This is a genomic window from Cellvibrio sp. PSBB023 (assembly GCF_002007605.1).
In the GTDB taxonomy this organism is placed as follows: Bacteria; Pseudomonadota; Gammaproteobacteria; order Pseudomonadales; family Cellvibrionaceae; genus Cellvibrio.
This window is the reverse complement of sequence record NZ_CP019799.1, coordinates 3,092,939-3,117,298: the sequence shown is the minus strand read 5'-3', so window position 1 is coordinate 3,117,298 and position 24,360 is coordinate 3,092,939. Positions and strand designations below refer to the sequence as shown.

10 protein-coding genes are annotated in these 24,360 nt (G+C 50.3%); 6 read left to right on the top strand and 4 right to left on the bottom strand.

Annotated elements, in window-relative coordinates:
* Positions 1 to 13 precede the first annotated feature (13 nt).
* From B0D95_RS13545 to B0D95_RS13535, 3 genes are all read right to left on the bottom strand, one after another.
* Positions 14 to 2,602 carry an exo 1,3/1,4-beta-D-glucan glucohydrolase gene (locus tag B0D95_RS13545; protein ID WP_078044388.1) on the bottom strand — a complete coding sequence of 863 codons (2,589 nt, stop codon included), beginning with the start codon at positions 2,600 to 2,602 and terminating at the stop codon, positions 14 to 16.
* 396 nt (positions 2,603 to 2,998) lie between these two features.
* Positions 2,999 to 3,295, bottom strand: a complete 297-nt coding sequence (locus tag B0D95_RS13540) for a DUF1963 domain-containing protein (protein ID WP_078044387.1) — start codon at positions 3,293 to 3,295, stop codon at positions 2,999 to 3,001.
* A 9-nt stretch (positions 3,296 to 3,304) separates the two neighbouring features.
* A complete protein-coding gene (locus B0D95_RS13535) occupies positions 3,305 to 10,543 on the bottom strand; it encodes an FG-GAP-like repeat-containing protein (RefSeq protein ID WP_078044386.1) in 7,239 nt (2,412 codons plus the stop codon).
* Positions 10,544 to 11,088: 545 nt separating this feature from the next.
* Between B0D95_RS13535 and B0D95_RS13530 the strand changes: the two genes are divergently transcribed.
* Genes B0D95_RS13530 through B0D95_RS13505 form a run of 6 tightly spaced genes read left to right on the top strand, consistent with a single transcriptional unit; the run spans position 11,089 to position 18,276 of the window.
* Entirely contained in the window at positions 11,089 to 13,536 is a 2,448-nt protein-coding gene (locus B0D95_RS13530) for a DUF1592 domain-containing protein (RefSeq protein ID WP_078045764.1), read from the top strand.
* Positions 13,508 to 14,863, top strand: a complete 1,356-nt coding sequence (locus B0D95_RS13525; RefSeq protein ID WP_078044385.1) for a DUF1552 domain-containing protein — start codon at positions 13,508 to 13,510, stop codon at positions 14,861 to 14,863. The genes B0D95_RS13530 and B0D95_RS13525 overlap by 29 nt, the downstream gene beginning before the upstream one ends.
* 21 nt (positions 14,864 to 14,884) lie before the next feature.
* Complete coding sequence (locus B0D95_RS13520; RefSeq protein WP_246841608.1) at positions 14,885 to 16,225, top strand: ankyrin repeat domain-containing protein; 1,341 nt, start codon at positions 14,885 to 14,887, stop codon at positions 16,223 to 16,225.
* Positions 16,222 to 16,698, top strand: a complete 477-nt coding sequence (locus tag B0D95_RS13515) for a cytochrome c (RefSeq protein WP_078044383.1) — start codon at positions 16,222 to 16,224, stop codon at positions 16,696 to 16,698. Before B0D95_RS13520 ends, B0D95_RS13515 begins: the two co-directional genes overlap by 4 nt.
* Before the next feature lie 12 nt (positions 16,699 to 16,710).
* The gene (locus B0D95_RS13510; protein ID WP_246841607.1) at positions 16,711 to 17,370 is read left to right on the top strand and encodes a cytochrome b/b6 domain-containing protein; all 660 of its coding nucleotides are present in this window, start codon (positions 16,711 to 16,713) and stop codon (positions 17,368 to 17,370) included.
* Between the two features lie 27 nt (positions 17,371 to 17,397).
* Entirely contained in the window at positions 17,398 to 18,276 is an 879-nt protein-coding gene (locus B0D95_RS13505; protein WP_078044381.1) for a dienelactone hydrolase family protein, read from the top strand.
* A 210-nt stretch (positions 18,277 to 18,486) separates the two neighbouring features.
* Here B0D95_RS13505 and B0D95_RS13500 read toward each other — a convergent pair whose 3' ends face one another.
* Positions 18,487 to 24,147, bottom strand: coding sequence for an alpha-2-macroglobulin (locus B0D95_RS13500; protein WP_078044380.1), 5,661 nt, complete (start codon positions 24,145 to 24,147; stop codon positions 18,487 to 18,489).
* Between the last annotated feature and the right edge of the window lie 213 nt (positions 24,148 to 24,360).

Here is a 24,360-nt window from a genome sequence, read left to right as displayed (position 1 = left end):
CAATCAGCATTGATCAGGGGCAGGCGATATCTTTACCGGCACCTTTTACTACGCTGACCTTGGCGAAGCTGAGATCCAGCTCGCCGCTGGTTACCAGCGAGAAGGGCGCGAGGACTTGGGTCCAATATTCTGCTGGTGGTTGTGCTACGCCAAAGTTGGCGCCTGAGTCTGGGTAGCAGCGGAAGGGGATGGTAACCGTCTGCCAGCCTTGGCCGGAGAAGCCTTTCAGTTTCTCGGTCAGGTCGATGTCCGAGGCGCAGTAGGAGCCGCAACCCAAGCGCAAGTAAGTGGTCGCGCTGGGCACTGAATCTACTTTAACGTCAAACACCAGGGCTGAATCGCTGTTGTAGTAGTTGATGAAGTCCTGGCGGTTGCCTACCGAGAGTGCTACCTGGCCGGGGCCTGCGCCATTCCACACAACACGGCGTGCATCTTCCTGCACTTCGCTGTCGACTGCCTGGATCATCAGTGATGAGGCTTTGACGGTGTTGCTGTTCATGGGCACAACATCGTTTTGGAAGCCAATAATTTCCAACTGCCATGGATCCATGGGGCGACGGTTGAAGATTTCCATCACATCCAGCGCTTCAGCGGCTTTGGGGCCGTCTTCCGACAGGTCATCACCCAGGGTGTTCTTGTCGGCGTAGCTCAGGCCATAACCATAGGCGAAGAGTGGGTCGTAGTTGGCATCGCCACGGTTGAGCGGTGTTTGATCCGGATGCTTTGGCCAAGAGAAACTCAGGCGACCTTTCATGTCGTAGTTGATTTCGCCTTTGGCGTTTTTGAAGATCACATCGGCCACGCCGCCGCCTTCGGTGCCTGGCTGCCAGATGGCAACAAATGCGTCGGAGGCGTTGATTTCGCGGTTGACCCACAGTGGGCGACCGGTAATGAACAGCGACACTACGGGGATGCCCTGGCTGCGCAATTTCTTCAGCAGTTCCCAGTCGGCAGGGTTGCGTGGCTTGTAGGCGAGCATACCCACATCGCCCTGCATTTCGGCGTAGGGGTCTTCACCGAATACGACTATGGCGACATCCGGCTTTTCTTTGAACGAGCCATCCACACTCAGGGTTGCCTTGCCACCTGCGGCGCTGACGACTTCATTGATGCCTGCATAAATCGAGGTGGCGCCGGGGAAATCGGAGTTCACATTGCCAGTGCCTTGCCAGGTGACAGACCAGCCACCGCTTTGCTTGCCGATGTTGTCGGCGCCATCACCCGCGACCAGTACTTTCTGGTTGCGCGCCAAAGGCAGCAGGTTGTTTTTGTTTTTCAGCATCACCAGTGATTCGCGTACCGCCTGACGGGCGACCGCGCGGTGCTCCGGTGCGCCTAACAATTCTTTTTTGCCCGCCAATGGGCGAGTAGAGGGCGCGCCTTTTTCAAACAGACCCGCGCGGATTTTCACACGCAGTATGCGGCGTACCGCGTCGTCCAAGCGCTCGGCGGTAATCTCGCCGGATTTGGCTTGTGCCAGCAGGTTGTTGTACAGGTCTTTCCAGTTGGGTTCGGGCACCATGTAAATGTCCAGACCGGCCATCAGCGATTCGGGGCAATCCACCGCCGTACAACCGGGGATAAAACTGTGGCCGCTCCAATCGCCTACTACCAAACCGTCAAAGCCCATTTGGCCTTTGAGTACATCGGTCAGCAGGTATTTGTGGCCGTGCATGCGAGTGCCATCCCAACTGGTGAAGGAGGCCATCACCGCCTGTACGCCAGACTCCAGCGCGCTGAAATAACCAGCGCCATGGATATCGCGCAGTTCTTTTTCATCACCTTGGGTTGGGCCACGGTCAACGCCGTTCAGGGTGCCGCCATCGCCGATAAAGTGTTTGGCAGTGGCGATCACGTGATCATTGGATAAAAAGGTCTCGCTGCCGCCCTTGCCTTGCAAGCCCTCCACCATTTTGCCCGCAAAGGCACCCACAATTTCCGGATCTTCCGACCAGCTTTCATAAGCGCGGCCCCAGCGATCATCGCGCGCAACGGCAACGGTGGGCGAGAAGTCCCAATCCAGGCCGGTTACGGCGATTTCAACCGCGGTCACACGGCCAATCTCTTTCAGCAATTCAGGGTTATTGGTTGCTCCCAGGGCGATATTGTGTGGGAACAGGGTGGCGCCAATCACGTTACCCAAGCCGTGTACCGCATCGGTGCCCCACATAATAGGAATGCCGATACGACCATTGGCGGTATCTACCGAGGCGTTGTAGTAGCTGTCGGCCAGTTTGACCCAGTCTTCCATGGTCGCGTATTTGTTGCTGCCGGGAGTGCTGCCGCCGCCATTGAGCACTGAGCCAACGTGATACTGCTTCACATCCTCAGGGGTCAGGAATTTGATTTCCGGTTGTACCAACTGACCGATCTTTTCTTCCAGCGTCATGCGCGCCAGCAAGTCATCGATGCGTGTTTCTACCGCCGGGTCTTTTTTGACAGCGCTGGCAATTGCCGGCCATGTCACTTTTTCCGCCGTGCTTGTAGCGGCGGAGCTTTCAGTAGTGGTGGGTGCTTCCGTTTTTTTGGTGTCACAACCCGCGAGTAGCGAGAGCAACAGCGCGCCGGGCAGGAGCGCACGAAGAGCAAATTTATTGTTCATAGTGGGTATGACCTATTAACGAACCAGACAAAGAAGTAGCGGATTGTTCGCGTCAGGCGGATGCTGTTGATAGTTTGAAATAGTATTCATCCATGCGAAAACCGGTTTATAGACGCGCCAGCGGTGGTTGCACTGTAGATGCACGCTCTGTAAAGGTAGCATTTTGGTGGTTTTTAGCGAATCAATTTTACTTTTAATGATTGTTTGGGTTGAAAAACAGGCAGGTTGGTGCAAGCGTTTCAGGCAGAGAAAAGACTGTCATTACGGGAGGGGCAGGGCTAAGGTTGATTAAAAAATGCCAGAGAATTGCGAACGGTGCAAAAAGCCCACGAAAGCAGGCTTTGAGTTACACAACTGGACTTACTCTTGAAACCCCAGAACCTATTTTTCTACAAACTAACCAGATTGAATGATTGATTTAACTGTATTGCATTGAAAGCATACGAACGTATAGATCATCCCACAATCTGCAATGCAATAGTCATCATTGATCGAATCGAGCTGGGCATAGAAGGTCATTAATTCGCCGCAATCATCGCAAATTGGTATGTCTTCACTCTGAATAAAATCTGGACTTCCACCTAGTTTATGTCTTGAACCGACATCATCGTTAGCCCACTTGAATTTTGGTAAACAAGCAGCTTCATTTGATAATGGTATGGGGTGTAATTTAAATGGAGGAATTTTTTTCATTTTCAAATCCTACTTTTTCAGATAGGGGTGGATTTGATATTTATTCAAATCAAAATCATCTATCATCCGCCCTAATTGTTGATATATGTCTTTAGTTGATGCATTTGGGTTTGCATCTATGTAGCTTCGCCAGCGATCATTCCATCCGCCAGGCATCTTACCAAGTCCGCGACCATGAATACCCAGTAGGTGTGTTTTCTCACCAAGAGTAATAGTGTGTTGCTCTATATCAATTCCTCGAGCTTGAAAGAACTTCCTAAACTGCTGTGGTAATAAATGATGATCCATTGTTCTGGCTTTCGGCAATCCCTTCAAAAAACCACCCCTAACCATTCCCACCATAGCGATTGCATTGAGTAGTTTTCCTGCCTTTCCTTCCATTGCAGCTGCTTTATTTGCTTCTATCTGAGGTGTTGTGCGTAATGACAATATTGAAGTATCACCAAAAACAATTCCCATTGTGAATTGCTCTGCTACAACTGCGACTGCGCCCAAGAAGGGATTGCCCTCTAGATTTTCTATGCCCCCCACATCACCAAGAGCGTCTAACGCGGCATCAGAAAATACAGCCAAGGAATTGTTAGCAGCCGCTCCTGCTAACATTTTATCCATATCTTTCTGGGTGATATTTTTTAAGTCACCCCCCGAATATTTTTTAACAATATCCTCACTAACAAATGCTGTGTAGCCTTGTCCTGAAAATGCATATCCAGAAAAAGAATTTCCAGAAGTGGTTCCTGAAACAAATGTTAGCGTTACTACAGATCTTGCCCGCTCTTCTTTTTTGCCGGTAACTTCTACCTCTTCGACCTTATCCTCTTTAGTTTGTGTACATTCTTCCTCGCCAGTTTGAGAGCCAACACATTTAAACCCACTCGGGTCAGTTGCATTCAGCGGGTTATTCCACACATAGCTATAGCGATTCAAACTCTGTACACGCATTGGATCTTGAATAATTGGATCTGCTTGAATAAAACGTCCGAGCGCGCCGTCATATACACGGCCATTCATGTGAATCAAGCCGACTTCGGCTAATTGTTCATGACCAGTGAAACCGCGAGTCGTAATTGGTTTGCTTGATATGCGGAAATTAGCATTATCCGCGAGCCATTGTTTTATGGCGCCGCTAGTAACAATTTTACGTTCACGGCCCCAAGGGTCAAAGTAATTGCTTTGTTCAACTGCACCAATTTCATCGGTAATTAAACTCAAACTACCCAAGTGATCTTTAATTAGATAGCGTTGTGCTTCACCGAGTTTTACGCCACTGTTATTCACGGTTTGGGTAATTAAACCCACACCGGCAATATTACGCTTCCACTGAATGCTGCCATCTGGATAATGAACTTTTTCCACCGAACCCAAATACAGAGTTGTAGTGACCTGACCCGTCGATGAGGTATCAACACGTTTATAACGCGCACGGCTTGGGCCATAACTGAATTCTGTTTTATGACTGGATTTACTGATTTCGCTCGGTAAATCGTAGCTGGTGTATTTCAGGGTGCGGCCAGCTGAGTCATTCAGCATATTGCCATTTTTGTCGTAATTGTAATTAGTTGTACCTGCACGACAGAGTGCATGTGGGCCAGCATTGGTGCTTGTACCACATTGATTGCCGTAGAGGTAATTACCAATACCGGTTTTGTCGGTAATGTTATCTATGCTGTTGTAATTTGCGGTTTCGTTTGCTGACAGGTCACCGGAGCTGACCCAGGTTCTTAAACGGTTGAGGCTGTCGTAATCAAAGTCTTCGCGAATATTGCGGCGTACTGGATCGCCTGCAGTACCGTGCTCTTCCCGCCAGTCCAAATTGCCGAGCTCGTCCCAATCCAAGGTGATGTCTTGTAATGGTAATGACACCAATGCACGGTCTGCCCGCAATGTTTTGGTCAGGCCGGTCTCTGGATAATAATTCGCAGCTTGAATAACACCGTTACCGTACTCTGCGCTAGTTACGTTGCCACGCGCATTCATGGTTTTCACGGTGTAATACGCTTGTTGTGTTCCGCCATAACTCACCGCATCAACCGCTTTGTGTAAGTAACCTTGCGCGTTATAAATATTTTGCACACCGTTAGTGGTGAAGCTGGCACTGGTGCGCGCTGCATCGAATGATTGGAATACGCGACCATATTGGTCATAAGTAATTTTTTCATAATGGCTGCCTAGTGCACCCAAATGGCCGGGAATAGTAGTGGTAGTTGTCGATACACGACCAAAACTATCGTAGGTAAAACTTTGTTGGTATAGGGCACTACCACCAACACTTGCGCTATCCGATACACTGGCCAATTGTCCGAGGCCATTGGTTGCGGTGTCGTAAGTCCATTGCGTATATTTATCGACAGATCCGGTTGGGTTATCGCAGTTACCACCCGTGTTGCGATCTGTGCGGCTAAATACGCGGCCTGCAATATCGTAACGCTGCACGTTGGTTTGACCCTTGCCATCCATTTGGCAAACCAAATCACCGAAGCTGTTGTATTTATAAATCCAATTGCCTTTGTCGGGGTCAGACATACTGGTTTTGCGGTCGCGCAAATCGTAACCCACTGTCGTAGTATTTAGCGCAGGGTCACGCATTTCGCGCATGTTGCCGCGTGCATCGTAGGCGAACTTTGTGATGCCATTATTCGGATCAACAACCTCGATAACCTGTCCAGATAAATCGCGTTTTTCAGTGCGAATATGGCCTTTAGGGTTTTTAATCTCAACATCCAAGTTTGTGTATTTTGTTGTCGAAGTGACGTAGCTACTTTTGTATGGAGTGCGGGTTTCGATCACACGCCCCAACACGTCATAACCATAGGACGTCCAGTAGCGCTCAGTGGAGTTACGCCAGTAAGGTGCGCTGGTTCGTAGGGTGCGACCAAGTTTGTCGTATTCAGTATCGACCAGGCTCCAATTAGTTCCATCAAAACCAATGGTGCCTGCGCGACGCGTACGCCCCAAAATATCTGAACACTGAATACTTGTTCCGCCACCAGCAACCTGGCTGATAGACCAGACTTTTGTATCGTTAGTGCAAACACCGTAGGTATCAGTACCCGTGCCCATTTTGATTTCTACAGCAGCGCCAGTGCTGTCTGCTGTGAAGTAAGGTGTACCAAATGCAGTTGTCGCAGTCCTTTTAGTCACATAAGCAGAGGTGCTGATGTAATTGCGTGATTCTGTCGGCGTACCATATTTATCGCGGCTAACAACCTGTGAAAGGAGGCGCCGAACTGGTGTATCAGGGGTAGTGCCATTGGTGAAGAAACCGTAGGTGGTATCCACATAACGCCCGCGCGAGTCATAAGCGACTTCGCTTTGTCGGGTCTGGCTGTTGGCAGTAGTTACAGATTTAGTGCGATTGCCAAGGTTATAGGTGTGTGTAGTAGTTACAGTAAATGAAGAGTTATCCGGCTCTATAGTTTCTGTTTGCAGTAAACCTATAGCTGCTCCACTTGTGTAATAAGTAAAGCTGGATGTTCTGGTAACGGCACCATAGGTCGCATCATTAGCAGTAACGGCCAAGCGTTGTAAGCGGCCTTGCTGCATGCTCCATGTTGAGCCAGAGTAGTCGTAAGTATTAACTGTCTTTTTGCTAATCGCTTTTACAGGTAGATCACTCGTGACGAAGGAACTGGATTCAAGCACATTGCCTTTAGTGTCATAGATATTGGTTTCCGTGCTGGTGCTAATCACCGCACCTTCTGCGATGTCATTTTCAGTAAGTGCGCGAGTTTCAGTAATGCTTTTGCGTAGGAAAGGTTTAACCGCACCTAATACGCCAGTACCGGAGGCATCTACTTGGGTGCTCATGCTGGTTACACAGCTTGTATTAGGATTGCCAAGTGCATCGTGACAGTTAACAAATCCCCAAATGTTAAATTGTTCGCTAAGCTTGTGCCCTTTTCCGGTAAATGTTTTTATTTTCCTCACTTGGCCTATAAAAGGCCAATCTTGCCGATATTCAGTTTCAGTGCGTATTCCTGTCTCGCGATTTACCACAGTGAAATTTTTGAACCCTAAAAAACCGCGCCCACCGGCCTGCATTTTTGCGTGGCCATAGTAGTAGCTTAGTTTAGCGGTAGAAGACGTGTCTATTTGTTGAGGGCTGGTTTTACTTCCACTAGGAGCAGTCACTTCTACATCAGTAACAACTGACATAGGACCAAATGCTTCCAATACTGGTGAAGCAGGACGTAATGATTGTTCATCAGTGGTGAAATAATGCCAAGGCTCGTGAATATTTTTATAGAATTGAGTTGCGTCTACACTCGCTATAGATTCTTTCCAGCATATACGCTCCGTGTAATAAGTGTCACCTACGCCAGAGTGATCAACGTTCTCACACATTTCAATTTCTGTAGAGCTTGAATTAATTCCATCCAATCTTGAATAATGGTTCGATTCATTTACTCTTTCGTAGGAAATTTTCTTCTTCTCACCCAAACCATTGGTAATAGAAACTATCTTATTGATATTTTTCTTGGTATTTACCCCGAGGCGAATGGTTACAACGCTATCATTAGTTTGAGTATTCGGTGTTGTTACTAAATCTGGAATTCCGTCTCCGTTAACATCGGTCATTTTAAATTGATCTGTTTTAAATCGTAGAACATTCAACATTCTAGGGTCTTGTCTTGAGTTGTTATAGTTTTGAATTATTTTATAAGACAAAGAACCAATAACGTGTTCTTGTGCTTCAAAGTGGGAAATGGACGGATCCCAGTACTTAACTCTGAGTTCACTGGAGCCTGTGAGTGATGCAGGATTTAGAGGCTTTTCCCAAACAAAATCCTGATACCCGTCTCCATTTATATCTGCAATAGCTGACTCATAATTTGCTTGAGACGCATAATCAAGGTTGAATTGGTTTTTTGGAACACTTATTGGTTGAACTGTAGGTAGTTGTAGTCCGTTGTTAAGACTTATGCCCCAGCCAGATGTTAAACTGCGACTCACAATATCAGTAAGCCCGTCGTTATTTAAGTCAATAGCGGCATCCCAATTGTCTAAAATGAATCCCAAATTGGATGAGTGATAGCGTAAGTCGTAAACGCCTGTATTTGACTTATGTATCGTGTAAATAACGGTTGCACTATCCATTCGGTCGCATGCGCGGTAGAAGTCATCCCTCATATAACAGCCATCATAACTGCGCCAAACATCTGCAATTAAGTCTACCGATCCATCTCCGTTAAAATCACCGTGCAAATTTACGGGTTTTAGAATGGGTGCCGTATCCATATTGTTAGTAAAATTGGCATTAGGCTGATTCTCATAGGTCACACCTGCAATCAACGACGGACTTCCTAATATATGATTTAGCGTCTTTTTGCTATAACCCTCCGTAAAGCTCCGCAATGCAACATAAGATGCCGGATATTGACCAAAGGTTTCTGAATCCCAAGGTAAGTCGCCGATAGGCCAGACAATCGCATCGGGAAGGCCATCTCCATTTAAATCCGATTCAATAGTAGAAGTGTTTACTAATGTTAAATCTAATAGTTCTTGTGGACTGCTGTAAGACTCGCTGGCTGACGCGCTTAGTTTCCAAGTGCCGTCAGGCATAGGAATAGATAAATACGCTGCGTAATCAGTAACCACTTGACTACTTCCATGTTTATATTCGTTGCCGACTACTACATCCATTCTTCCATCATTGTTAATGTCTATAATTTTTATGCTTCTTGCATTAAGCATTGGGCGGTTAATGGAAATATTGCTAAATAATTGTTCCTGGAGTTCAAATTGTCCATTCGTTGCGATAACACCAAATGCGTAGCGAATTTTGCGTGGCAGAAACATACCTGCCTGCTGGTGGCTACCGGCAGTGGCTTGATCAAGCCAGACCAAATCTGATATTCCATCACCATTTAAATCGCCCATTGCATGGACACTAATACCGTCTGGAAATCCTTTGGTATAAGTCGTTGCCGCCAATTGATAATCCGGCAATTCCCATTCAAACTCAGTTGCCGGTGAACAAGTGGAACCCACACACTCTTGAACTTTATTAAGACGACTTAATTTATCGTTAGTGGTATATGCAGAATTTTGATTGTAAGTGAGAGAATAAGCACGGATTTCTGTTGTGCCATTGTAAGATTTAATATTGTTGACACGCTTTCCTGTTTTATACCCGTGCCCAGCAACGTATCCAGAAATCGGATCATTGCGAGATTCATAATTGAACTGCAGGTAGGCACCACGAGTGCTGGTTGCGCCAAAGGCATAATCAATCGTGTCGACACGTTGCCCATCACTATCTTTTACATAGTTATAAACAATTTTGTTACCTGCACTATCCGAACGTTTGCTAAGCGCCCAATCCAAAACAGTATTTGAATTGCTAGCCGACAATTGGTTTTTTGAATTATAGGAATCGCTAGTATTACCGTAGGTTTCAATAATTCCGTCTTTATATTCGACAGTAAAATAATCCGGGTGACCTGAAATACCACCGACAGCAGTGACGCGAGCGAATGAATCAATTTCTGTTTTATAGGTGCTACCTGCAGCACCATAAGTGCCAGAATCAAGCAGTAACCTATCGCCGTTCAAACAAAAACGATCCTCGTTCGTCCAAGTAATGGGTTTAGCTGCGCCATCCACCCCTTCAGTTTGGCGGCAACGGCTAATTGCACCATACGCACTGAGCGACCAACCCAATCCCGCAATTCCATTGCCGCCACCACTGGAATAATTCAGGCTTACATTCGGTACTAAACCTGCTGAACCAGGTGCAGTAATAACGGGAATTTTGTAAGTGGCTTGGCCGCTATTATTTACATCAAATTCAGCCGGTATAGCACGTGTTAAATCAATCGAACTAACTGCAGCCGGTACAGCCGCTATTTCAGGAGCAACAGGAGTTTGAACAATACCCGTTGAATTGGGATCAATCGTGGCATTGGCAATAAAGGATTGTAGGTTTGAGGATGTTGTAGAAGTAATTTGTAGATTTTTGGTTGCTATTTGCGCATCAGTATATGTTTCTGCGATTGGCGTTAGAAATTTATCACCATGACTATAAAGAACAAAACTTTCAGGAGCGGGTAAGGCGATAGGAGTAGCTATATCTCCGTGTATAAGTACGAATAGCGAAACCCCGTGAAAGTAGTAGTCAGGTCTGCCATCACCGTTTAAATCAGATTGGTAAACTTTATATTTATTGAAATTGGAATCTATTGTGACAGCTCCCGCGAAGCTAGCTCCCAATGCCCAAAAAAACAATATCCCTACGATAGATCGCATAGCTGCCCCTATTTAATTATTGATATGTAAATTTATCTATAATCTCAACAATATAAACATTACGTCAATCTACATTGAAAAATTCATAATTAGTTATCCACAAAAATAGCCATAGTTACAGGGCTTCTGTTGCGGAAGAAGTCTGACGTGAGTGTTTGAAATTTGTTGAGCTTGGTGGTCGATAGTAGTGTGGAAACTTGCTTTGATCGTCAGAAAAATGGCGATCTTTTATATGCAACTTGAGTGATTCAATGTGGCAGGAGGGGGGGAACACAGGGCTTGTTTTATGCCCGCATTTGGTTCAACCGCGCGTGTGATGCGCGACCAGTGTGCACGGGGCGCGATTCTCTTCAGCTGACTCCTGCTCGCCAAGGCAGCAAATAAATATTTATAAGTATTTGAATTTAAATAATAAAAACAAAAATTAACTAAATATTGACCATATGGTCATGAAATTGGACTGGGTTTTGCTATTCCTCTGGCTGTGTGTTTGTCGCCCCAATTTACCTATTGGTCGCTCATCAAAACCTTGCAGTCAAAACAATATGATGAAAATCCCAACCTGTCTGGTGCGGGTGGTTGTGCCAGCCGCTGCCGCTACGCTAGTTACCGCTGTTCTGGGGAGTGCTGTGTTTGCCAGCGCGCCGCAATATAACGAGGAGGCTGAGGCCTTTCTGGAAAAACACTGTGCCCGCTGCCATAACGATGAGCGCATGGCGGGCAATTGGACGCTTTCCGATGTCGCCTTGGATGATGTGAGCAAGGGCATGAATCTGGCTGATTGGGAGAGCGTGCTGCGCGTGACCCAGCGCGGTGAAATGCCGCCCGCCAGTCGCCCAAAACCCGGCCATGAAGAGCTGCAAGGGTTTGTCGATTGGTTGCAGGGTTCGCTTGACGGTTATGCGTCTGCCAACCCGAACCCCGGTCGCGCTACTTTGCGCCGTTTGAATCGCAATGAATACAGCAACGCGGTGCGCGACCTGCTGCACATCAATCAGGACCTGAGTGAAGCCCTGCCCGCCGATGACTCGGGTTATGGTTTTGACAATATCGCTGATGTGTTGTCGGTTTCGCCGGTGCTGATGGATCGCTACCTCGCGGTGGCGGGCAAAGTGAGCCGTTTGGCCGTCGGGCTGGGTTCCGATCAGCCTTATACCACCACCTATCAATTACCCAAAGACGGTTCGATTCTCAATCAGGGTGTGCCCTCTTACGACGAGCGTATGAGCCATTACCTGCCGCTGGATTCACGAGGCGGTGGCGTATTTGAGTATTACGCACCGCAGGATGGTGAGTACGAGATTAGCGGTTACCTCAATGCCAATACCAACAATGAGGTGGATCGGCTGGAGGATAACCGTGTCAGCCTGCGCGTGCCGCTCACCGCCGGTGCTCACTACATCGGTATGACTTTCCGCAAAGATCTGGCGCTGGATGAGCAGGTACAAATCCTGCACAACACCACCGAGGAAGTGCCGTTACCCAGCGCGCCACCCACAAGTCTGACGCTGGATTTTGTGGTGGATGGCGCCCGTGTAGGCAGCACCCAAGTGCCGTCTTACTACATGTCGCCGCGCTATGCGCAGCACAACTTCCCGCGCGATGTATTGGAGATCAATGTCGCTGGCCCCTATGAGGTTATCGGCCCCGGGGTGACGCCCAGCCGCGCCAAAATCTTCAGCTGTACGCCCGGCATCTGGCCTTTTACGGAAAACTATTGCGCGCAAAAGATCCTCGGCAAGTTGGCGCGTCAGGCTTATCGTCGCCCGGTGGAGGCCAATGATATTGAACGATTGATGAAGGTTTATCGCCAAGCCCAAACCCAGAGCAATAGCAGTTTCGAGCAGGGCATAGCGGCGGCGATTCAGGCGATACTGGTCTCGCCCAGCTTTTTATTCCTCTACGAGAGCGACCCGCAGGACGCCGCGCCCGGCACAGTACATCGTATTAGCGACGTGGAATACGCCGCGCGGCTGGCGCTGTTTTTATGGAGCAGCCTGCCCGATGAGGAGTTACTGAGCCTTGCCGAAAAAGGCAAGTTGCGCGAGCCAAAAGTGCTGCAACAGCAAGTCGCGCGGATGTTGACGGATGACCGCGCACTGGCGCTGGAGCAGAACTTTGCCGGGCAGTGGTTGTACTTGCGCAACCTGGAATTCCATCGCCCCGACGTGAAGGAATTCCCCGATTTTGATGTGCCCCTGCGCGATGCGATGAAGCGCGAAAGCGAACTCTTTTTCAGTTCGATTGTGCGCAACAACGCCAGTATTCTCGATTTCCTCAAAAGTGATTACACCTTCCTCAACGAGCGGTTGGCAGCACATTACGGCATCGCCGGGGTAAAAGGCCCGGAGTTGCGTCGGGTGCAATTGGCACCGGATTCCATGCGCGGCGGGCTCTTGGGGCAGGCCAGTATTCTCACGGTCACCTCCTACGCCAACCACACCTCTGTAGTGCGCCGTGGCCAGTGGGTGCTCGCCAATTTACTCGCCGCGCCACCGCCGCCCGCGCCACCGGATGTGCCCGCGCTGAAGGCGGAATCCACCAGTGGCAAGGCGCTCAACGCGCGCGAACAGTTGGCGCAGCACAGCAAAGACCCGGCGTGCCACTCCTGCCATGTGCGCATGGACCCTATCGGCCTGTCGCTGGAGAAATACGATGCGATTGGCCGCCTGCGTGAACTGGATGCCGGTCGCCCGATTGATGTCACCACCGCCATGCCCGATGGCCGCGCCTTTGAGGGCCTTTACGGCCTGCAGGATGTGCTGATGGACAGCCGCGAGCAATTTGCCGGTGCCTTTACCGAACGCTTGATGATCTACGCGCTGGGCCGGGGTTTGGAAGCTAACGATCAGCCCAAGGTGCGCCAGATTATTCGCGCCGCCCGCGCCAACAACTACCCCATGCACGAGATTATTCTGGGGATCTTAACCAGCGAACCCTTCAACTACCGAATGGTGCCAGCCCATGAAAAAACGACCGCCGCAGTTCACTAACGCCTTGTTGTCGCGCCGCAGTTTGCTGCGCGGTTTGGGTGCCGCCATCAGTTTGCCGGTGATGGAATCCCTGATTCCCTCGGCGCTGGCCAACACAGTGTTGGAAAATCGCCCGAAAAAACTGAGCGTGTTTTATATCCCCAACGGCTTGCGCATGCCCCAATTCACCCCGGCGGTGGCGGGGAGCGATTACGCCTTGACGCCGATTCTGGAGCCTATTGCGCGCCATCGCGATAAGTTTGCGGTGATCACTGGCTTGGCACACTACAACGCCAATGCCCTGGGCGATGGCCCCGGCAGCCACGGTCGCAGTTGCGGTGCCTATCTCACCGGCGCGCACCCCAAACGCACCGAGGGCGCCGATATTTACTGCGGTATTTCCATGGATCAGGTCATCGCCAACCACATTGGCCAACACACCCAGCTCGCTTCACTGGAATTGGGCATAGAGCCGCCCAGCCTGCTCGGCAGTTGCGATGTGGGCTACAGCTGCACCTACACCAATACCCTGTCCTGGCGCAGCCCCACCGCGCCCATGCCGGTATCGGTCAAGCCGGGTGATGTGTTCGAGCGACTGTTTGGCGATACCCGCGCCTTGGATGAAAAAAGCCGCAAAGCCCAGTTGGCCACCAAGGCCAGCATCCTCGATTTTGTACTGGAGGATGCCGCGCGCCTGTCGCCGCGTTTAGGCATGAATGATCGCCGCAAACTGGAGGAGTATCTGGACTCCATCCGCACCGTGGAGCAGCGCATCCAAAAAGCCAGTCGCCAGACGAATGAGGTGGATACCAGCCAATTAGCCCTGCCCGCGGGCATCCCGCAGAACTTTGAAGAACACGTGCGCATCATGATCGACCTGCAAGTGCTGGCACTGCAAAGTGATATGACGCGCATGAGCACCTTTATGCTGGGGCGCGAGCTGAGCAATCGCTCCTACGCTGAAATCGGTGTGCCCGATTCCCATCACAGCCTCAGTCACCACGGTGGCGACGAGGCAAAAATCGCCAAGCTGGTCAAGATTAACCAGTACCACATGGCGCAGTTTGGCTATTTGCTCGACCGTTTGAGCAGCACTGCCGATGGTGAGCAAACCCTGCTCGATAGCACCCTGGTATTCGGCGGCGCGAGCCTGGGCGAACCCAATGTGCACGACAACATGGATTTGCCCGCTCTGGTCGCCGGTGGTGGCCTGCGCGGCGGGCGTCACATTAAAGAACCCAAAGACACGCCCATGAGTAACTTGATGTTGTCGCTGATGCACGAAATGGGTGTTCCGGCAGAGCGCTTTGGCGATAGCACCGGGCCGCTGCAAGCGCTCTACGCCTAGTGAGATGAATCAGGAGTTTATGTGAAGTTAATCCCTATGCTGGCCTTAGCGGCCGCGCTCTGCTCGACCAGTGTGGCGCAGGCTGAATCTGCCGATGATGCCTTAATGCGTGCCATCTACGCGGGCGACACGGCCAAGGTGACCCAAGCGCTCAAGCGCGGTGCTAACCTGAATAAACCGCGCCCCGATGGCTCACTGCCGCTGGCCTGGGCGGTAGAGACACAAAACCCGGTACTGGTTTCCCTGCTGTTGGGCAAGGGGGCCAAGGTGAATCCGGCCAGTGAGCAACCCCCGAGCTTTAGCCCGCTGGTTGTCGCCTGCCAGCGTGGTGATCCAACGATTGTCGCGGCCCTGTTGGATGCCGGTGCCGATGTCAATCGCACCACCAGCACTGGCATCTCACCTTTGGCACTGTGCGCGGGGAACTCCACTGTCGCCATGGTGCAGCGTTTGCTGGCGCTGGGAGCCAAGGTGGATGCAGCCGATGACACAGGTCAAACCCCGCTGATGTGGGCCGCAGCCAAAGGTCAGGGGGCGGCTGTTAAGCTCCTGCTCGATAATGGCGCGGAGCTCAATCGCGTCACCGCCAAAGGCTTTACGCCGCTGTTTTTTGCGCTGACCAGCAAAACCCCGGATACCGCCCTGATGCTGCTAGATGCAGGCGCCAATGCGGATTACGTTACACCCGATGGCACTAGCCTGGTGCAAATGGCCATCTACCAACAGCAATTTGCAGTAGCGGAGCGGCTGATCCAGCGCGGAGCAGACCTCACAGCCTACGACCGCAACGGTAACCAATTGCTACACGCGGCGGTGCGCAATCGCCAACTGCCACTGGTGCAAACATTACTCGCCAAGGGCGCCAACCCCAATGCACTCACCGGCACCTCGGCGGTGGTCTGGCGCTATGAAGTGAACTTCACCAGCCGCCCCTACGTAACCTACCCGCAAACCCCGCTGCTGTTGGCGGCGGAGCTGGGCGATACCGATATCATGCGCGCGCTGGTGGCTGCCGGTGCCGATGTGAATTTCCGCGCGCAGGACGGCACCAGCCTGGTGCTGGCCGCTGTACGCAGTAACGCCAGCGCATTATCCTTGGCCCTGTCGCTTGCGCCGGACGTTAACATCACCAACAACAGCGGCAAAACGGCGCTGCATTTATTGCTGGGCTACAGCTTTTATATGCCAATGACCATCGAGCAAATTGCGGCGATGTTTGAGGTATTAGCCGCACAAGGTGCACGAATCAGCCTCGCGGATAGCAGCGGTCAAACGCCGCTGGATATAGCCAAACGCGAGGACTTCAAAGCCAAAGCGGAATTTGCCAGCGCCTTCCATCTGTCTTCAAAGGTACAACTATGATGCTCACACCCCGTAAAGCCTTATTAACACCATCGCTAATAAAAAGTGGCCTCTTAAGCGCACTGCTGTTGTTGCAACTGCCCGCCTATGCCCAGCAAGAGGTGATCGATGCGCGCCAGGAAGGTTTTAAAGACATGGGCGCCGCCATGAAAACCCTGCGCGACGAATTAAAACGCGGCAAGCCCGACAGTGCCGCCATCACCACGGCGGCTAATGATTTGGTGTTACTGGCAGAAAAATTACCCACATGGTTTCCAGCGGGCAGTGGCCCGGAATCCGGTTTGAAAACGGACGCGCGCGCGTACATTTGGGAAAACAAAGACAAGTTCGACGCAATCAGCAAAGAATTGATTGTGGAATCCAAAGCCTTGGCCTCACTGGCAAGCAGTGGCGATACCGCGGCCGTGCAAAAGAAATTAGGCACCCTGCGCGATAATTGTTCGTCTTGCCACGACAGTTTCCGCGTGGATTAATGGTTCATGACTATGTCTGCGCTTGAACCGGTTGTGAGCAAAAAAATGCTGTGGGATTGGCCGGTGCGCATTTGCCACTGGTCAATGGTGTTATTGGTCGCCGCCTGTTGGTGGACGGCGGAAAACCACGAGATTGTCTATCACAGCTACTGCGCCTACGCGCTGTTGGGGGTGGTGCTATTTCGGATTTACTGGGGGTTTTTCGGCAGCAGCAGTGCACGCTTCAGTCATTTTTTGCAAACACCAGCAGTGGCATTCCAGTATTTAAAAACTATAACGCGGCGCGATGTGCCGTCCTCTGCAGGACACAATCCACTCGGCGGTTACAGCGCACTGGCACTGCTGTTTTTATTGCTGCTGCAAATTGGTTTGGGTTTATTTTCCATCGATGTCGACGGCTTTGATGGCGGCCCCTTTGCCGATTATCTCAGTTTCAAAACCAGTCGTTGGATCACGGATTGGCATGAAGTCACATTTAATCTGCTGCTAGGTTTTATCGCGCTACATTTAATCGCAGTAATTTATTATCTGTTATGGCGTCGCCAGAATTTAACGGCCGCCATGCTGCACGGCAAAGCGTTTATTGCGGCGCCGGTGCAGCCAGCCAGTCACTGGCGTTTGGCGATAGGTGTGGTGCTGGTGGCAGCTATCCTGTGGCCCATCATTATGTAACTTTCATCAACCTGAGCGAGGCAAATTATGTGTGACGATCTGACGCTGGACGATAACCAACGCTACGCGCAAACCCACGGACAGCTCAACCGCCGTCAATTTGTCGCGGGTATGGTGGGCGCCAGTTTGGCCATGTATTTACCCCTCAACGCCAATGCGATGAGCGTGACGGAATCCACGGTAAATGTCGCCACTCCCGATGGCACTGCTGATTGCTATTTTGTGCATCCCGCCAGCGGTAAATACCCCGCCGTGATTCTCTGGCCCGATATTCTCGGCCTGCGCCCCGCGTTTGAATTGATGGGTAAACGCCTCGCCCAATCCGGCTACGCTGTACTGGTGGTGAATCCGTTTTATCGCACCCAAAAAGCCCCCGTCGTGGGCCCCGGTGCCTCCTATGAGGACGAAGCCACCCGCACGGCGGTCACTGCCCTCGCCAAAACCCTCAGCCCTGCCACCCACGTGATAGATGCCAAAGCCTTTGTCAGCTTTCTTGACCAACAAGCGGCGGTGGATAGCAGCAAAAAAATAGGCACCATGGGCTACTGCATGAGCGGTTCCATTGCCTTCCGCACCGCTGCCGCCTTGCCACAGCGCGTTGGCGCTGTTGCCAGTTTCCACGGCGGCGGTTTGGTTAACACCACACCCGACAGCCCGCACTTATTAATTCCGAAAACCCAGGCGCAATTCCTGATTGCCATCGCCGAAAACGACGACCAGCGCGATCTGGAAGCAAAAAACGTATTACGCAAAAGCTTCGCCGACGCCAAAATAAAAGCAGAGGTGGAAGTCTACACCGGCGCACTCCACGGCTGGTGCCCACCGGACTCGCGCGTCTACAACCAGGAGCTGGCAGAACGCGCCTGGAGCCGATTGTTGGTGTTATTTGATGAGAGATTGGTGTAATTTAAATATCAGGTACAAAAAAACCGCCAGTGGCGGTTTTTTTATGGGCGGGAGTTTTGAAAGGTATTTGATAAATATTTGGAGATAGAGATGGAGATGTTGCGGTTCGTTCCTCACCAGCAACCTACGTAGCACCTTGTAGGTTGCTGGTGAGGAACGAACCGCAACATGCATTACTCAAACAACATAAATTTTTATCGTATATAAAAATTACTTCGCCACAACCTCCACCCAATAGCCCTTACTCTTCGCCTGTATTTTTTCGTTGTACATGGCGCTGGCTGTCCAGCCGGGTAAGTAGAATTTACCGGCGTAACTCGCGTTTAGAATAATGCGCAAGGTAACGCTGGTTTGATTGCGTTCCTGATAGCGGTAATTCCAGTAGTAGTCGTGCCATAAACTGAAATAACCCAGTACGCGGTCGTCGCGGATATCCAAATAATCTATGCCTTTGGGCAGTTGTGATCCCTCCAATCGTTCATTGCGAATCTGCCAACCGCTGGGGACTACTGCTGTGAGTGCGATGTTTTCGATATTGCTGGTGAGCAATTTATCGAACTCGCCACTGATGGTGACTTCGGCAACAAAATCCGTGCCTTGTGGCAGTTGTTCAACGTTCAGTGGTTCGTTGGCCAGTGTTAAAAAATTCACCTGCAAGCCCAATCCATTGCTGCTGGCTTCCTCGCGTAAATTGGCTGGTGTGCCGCGGTTACTCACCACGACGCGAATGGGTTTGTCGTGATCGTTGCGCACTGAAACCTGTGGTGTGTCCAGCGTACGACGGAACACAGGGCTGTTACTGCCCTGGGTGATCCAATCTTTTTCACCGGTTTGCTGATACGAAAATTTCACGCCGTTACTGCTCTGGTTAGCGCTGGCAAATTCACTCATCGCTAACAATGCCCAGGCAATACTTTGCGTCGAGTACCAACCATCGCTGGATAATTCAGTTGCCACTTGTTCAGCCACTTCCCAAGTGGTTTCTTTGTTGGCATTCAAGCTTACCAGCGCCGCTAACAGCAATCCGCGGTCACGCATTTCGGAGCCATAGGTGTAACCTGAATCCTGATAGCTGGGTACACTCTTCGCAATCGTGCCCATTACATCCTGCGCGGCATCTTTCAAGCCAACATGTTGATAAGACATGGCCAATAACCAACGGGCGGGCATGCGGAAGTCCTGCTGGTTTTGTTGATTGTTTTTAAAGGTTTCGCGCAACCGGTTCATCGCCGGTAGTTCGGCACTGTCCGCTAAGGCAAGTGTATAGAGGCGATAGGCGAGCACCATCTCATCGTAATAATTTCCTTGAATTTGCGGATTGCGCGCCGCATTGCGCTGATAGTTTATCCAGCCATTTAAGAGTGCAGCGGGTACGGCGTAACCGGCGTGTTTGGCTTCCACTAAAAAATGACCGGCATAACTGGATGCCCATTCATTTACATAACCATCACCCGACCAATAACTAAATCCGCCGCTGGCATGTTGGAAACCCTGCAAACGCTTAATACCGGCGTTAATGTTGTTATCGATTTCAATTTTTTGCGCATCACTCAGGTTCACCAATTGTGCAAGGCGCAATTGTGGGAACACGGATGAGGTGACTTGCTCCAGGCAGCCGTGTGGATAACTGATTAAATAATCCAGACGCTGTTCCAAATTCAGCGGCGGCAAGGTGCTTACTTCAAGGCTCGCCTGATTAGTGCCAATCATTCCGTGAGCTTGTAGGGGTGATTGCCAGGTTTCGCCCGGCTGCAATAATTTGCTTTGCCACACACTGGTTGGCGGGTTCGCGGCGCGCACATCGATGTAAATTTCTTGCGTGGCCGTTTCATTGCCCGACTTTTCACTATTAACAGCTTGGGCAGTAATTTTCACACGACCTTTGCCGAGGCGATCGTTCACTTTCAATTGTAAACTGGCGATGGCATCACCTGGCTCACTGAAGGTGAGTGTCGCTGCACCTTTTTCCACGCTAAACATTTCATTGGTGTCCACCGAAATATTGACATCGCGAATGTTTTTTTCGCTCACAAATACATTGACCGGTAAATTCACCGCTTCACCGGGGCCAAGTACTCGCGGCAAGGTGGCAAACAGTGTGACCGGTTGCGTGACGGTTACGGTTTTTTCCGTACTGCCGTAAGCACTGGTTGCAGTATTGTTAAGGCTTGTATCACCGGCCACTAACATAATGCGCACAGCACCCATGTAGGGTGGCAGGGTGATTTTATGCTCGCGGGTTTCTCCGGCTTTTAATGCAAAGGCACCAAGGAATTTTACAACCGGTGGGAAGCGACGCTCGCGGCGTTTGCGCTCGGCTTCCAGCGCGGCATCCGAACCACCAATCGCCAACACGCGCTCCAGCGATGCACCATAACCACCGACGACTTGATCGAATAAATCCCAGGTGCGCACGCCCAAGGCTTCGCGTTTGTAAAAATAATCGTGCGCATCCGGTGCGTGGAAATTGGTGAGGCCGAGTAAACCTTCATCCACCATTGCTAAGGTATAAGTCATAGCGCGCTGATGTTGTTCGCTGACCTTGATACTAAATTCGGTTTCAGGGCGAACTTTTTCAGCGACATCCAATTGCGGTTGCAAGCGGGTTGCTGGGTCTTCCACCAGCAGTGGCACTATGCCGTACAAACGCATAGGCGCATCAGCAACACGTTCCTGATGTGGCAACAAGAGCGCGACCTGCGCATAGACGTTTGGCGCCATGGCCGAGGTAATGGGAATCTCTATCTCAGTTTGACCGGCTTGCAAATCCAGCCAGCGCGATTCCAATACGCGTGTACCATTTTCAATACTGAGCAATACGCGGCCTTCGCGCGCGTTAGGCAAACGTATTTTGGCAACATCACCCGGTTTATATTTTTCTTTATCGGCGGAGAGCATTAATTGGGTAGCGGAATCCGCACTGGCTGATGAATCATAGCTCCAGCCCAAATACACCACCTTGCCCGCACAATGTGCTTGTGCGTCTGGTGTGCTGCTATCGCATACGCGAATAATATGACGGCCCCATTCATATTTATTTTTTGCCAAAGTCCAATTAATACGACCATTGGCATCGCTCACCAAGGTTTCACTGTGCACTGGGCGATGACTGCTATTAGCAAAATATTCGGCGAGGTTTTCATTGTTTTCATCCCACCACCAGCGCCAGCCGATTTCATACACCTGTAAATCCACTTTGCGCGCGGCCTCCGCTTTGCCTTGTGCATTCAGGGTTTGAATTAATACCGGATGATCGGCATCGCGGCTGATTGCATCCATATAGCCATTGCCTTTGGGAATATTAATACCTACCCAATGATCAAACGGCAGTAATTCATAGGGGCGTAAAATCGTGCTGAAATTACCGCTCTCTTCAAACACGCGGGTCACAAATGTCGCGGTGAGTTTGCCGGGCGGTGGTGCGGACAAACTGACATTAACCGGAAAGCTGGCGTGACCGCTGTCATCCACTTTGTCATCAAACACTTTTTGGGCGCTGCCAGCAAAACTGCGCACCGGGTCATCAAAGGTGAATTGTTCAAACCCTGCAAATACCGATTCCCGTGTAGTGAGTTTTAATTCCGAATCGGCTTTTAAATTTTTGGCGGTAGCACCCTGTAACCACTGGGCAAAGAGCGACACTTGCGTAGGCATATTGTGCAAGCGCAACGGCGTTTCGGCGGGTGTTAAGTCCACTTTCAGGCGATTGGGCACCACCATTTCGACTTTGATAATTTTGTCAAAATAACGATTGCCCACATGCACCACTGCACGGTAATTGCCGGTAGGATCTGTCTCCTCGGTTTTTAATGCAAAGGTATAAAAATTATTGACGGGTTGTACGTTGGTTTGGCTCAACACTTTTTTACCGCTGGGATCAAATAAATCCAGCGTTACCGGATGCTTGGGTGGAAGCTGTTGTGTTTTATCTTCCAGTATAAAGCTGAGGAAAATATCATCGCCCGGGCGCCATACATCGCGCTCGCCGTAGAGAAAACCTTTTAAACCGCCTTTGATATGTTCGCCACTCACATCAAACTGATTGGTGGGCAGTGCTTCACTGCTGCGCAGGCGCAAATAACCGCGCTGTTTATTGTGCGCGGCTTGAATATAAAAGGGTACGCCATCGGTGGTTAATTGCAGCATGCCGTAATTGTCGGTGGTGCCGCTGCCAATGGGCTGTTGCTGATAGTTGTAAGCGGTAATCTCTGTGCCGCTCAGTGGTTTGGCGGAATTTAATTCGGTGCTGACAATGTGTAACTGGTTGTCGCTACCGCGTTTGGCGAGCAGGCCGATATTGGACACAATAAAATTGCGCGCTGATGAAATATCATCGCCGTAATAATAGTAAGTGTCGTCACAGGGATTATTGCGCTCGCTGTAATTGTAATAACCCTGTGATTGATAATATTGCTGATACCAAGCCGGCTCTTCCACGCGATCGTAATAATTTTCACCATCGGAATCCTCCGGCATTTTACTCACGGGTTCCGTAGGACGCGCCTGTTCACAGGTGTAAATGGAATTGCTGCGATCAATACGCAATTCCAGGCGAATCAAACCATCGGGGTGTTGCGCCATCAATTCGGATAAGTCCAGATTAAAACGCTGGGCACCGGCGCGGGGAATTTCTGGCAGCTGGTAGGTTTTGCGCCATAAATAACGGCCAGTATCGGTTGCGGCTGCCGCTGCCGTGAGTTGGTAGTCTTGTAAGTACTGGCCGATGTTATTGGCGAAGACTTTAAACGCAATGACTTGCACAGAATCCACACCCGCCGCTTCAAAGGGAACGGAAATTTGGCTGGCCGGTGGCAAAATACTGCTGTTGCCCACAAAGCGCACCAGCGGTTTAACCAGTTCAAATACAATTTTTTGTTGATAATCACTGCCGAGGCTTTTGGCATTTATGCTATTGACGCTGCCGCTGACCACCAAATCCAATTCGCCTGAATCGAGTTTTTCCGGTGTATAACGCAATACGCTGCCATCAATCACGGCATTGACTGTTTTACCGGCGAGTGTCACTAAACCGCTGAGATTTTGGGTGCTGTCGAGTTCCTCGGAAAATTGTATTTCAACGGCGGTATTGGGTTCGCGAATCACCTGTACGCCGGTAATTTGAAAGGTTTTTTGCGCAGGAATTTCCAAATCACGCGAACCCTTATCCTCCGAACCAATTGCTTTGCCATCCCATTCCAGATGAATGGTTCCGGTGGTTTCACCGCGCATGATGCCGGTAATCAAAAACGAATGGGTTTTGTTATCCAGCTCCTGGGTCCAGATTGCATCGGTAATAAGTTGGTCATTCACCTGAATGCGCAGGATTTTTTTCACATCATTCAGCGCAATGGTATCAGCAGTGGTAATCACACCACTGAGCCGCATCAGCTCTCCATCGTTTTTTTCCGCGCTTAAGCTGTTTACACGCAAATCAAAATCCTGCTTGATAGTGCGCACGGTAAATTCAAAATCGTCGAGCGACTGCTCAATACCTTCAAGGCCATTAGCACTCAAGCGGATGCGGATTTTCGTATCGTTTGGCAACCGCTCAACGGGTTGAATGCGCAATTCGGTGGTAGAGGTGAAGCTGAGGTTCACTGGCGTTTTGGTGTCCAGTGATATTTGTTTGGGGTTAAACGCGGTGTTCACTTCCGCTTCGCTAATCACCGGATGGGTGAAACGAATGTACATGGGCGCTTCAGCCGCAATCCAGCGCTTGGGGTAATCCGCGATATGCGCTTCCCATTCTGGCGCTATAGCCTGAGCTGTCGCCGCGGGCGGTGTTTTTTCTTCTGTGGTCGAGTTATCGCAGGCACTAAGCAATAGCCCCAACAATGCGATGGCACACCATGAATACCAATGAGCGCGCATAATAATTCCCTGTTTGGTTGTGATTAATGTGTATAAACGACAGTCATTTATATGCTTGAGTCATTCGCAATCATTTCTGCCTATGTTTTTCTGTTACAAGTACTTTGGAAAAGTTTGGCGATTATGGCGTGGTCGGCATAATTGCGCCATCAGACACTTATTTGACTGCATCAAGCAGTTGACGCTTAAGTATGCGAATATGTCACTTATGTG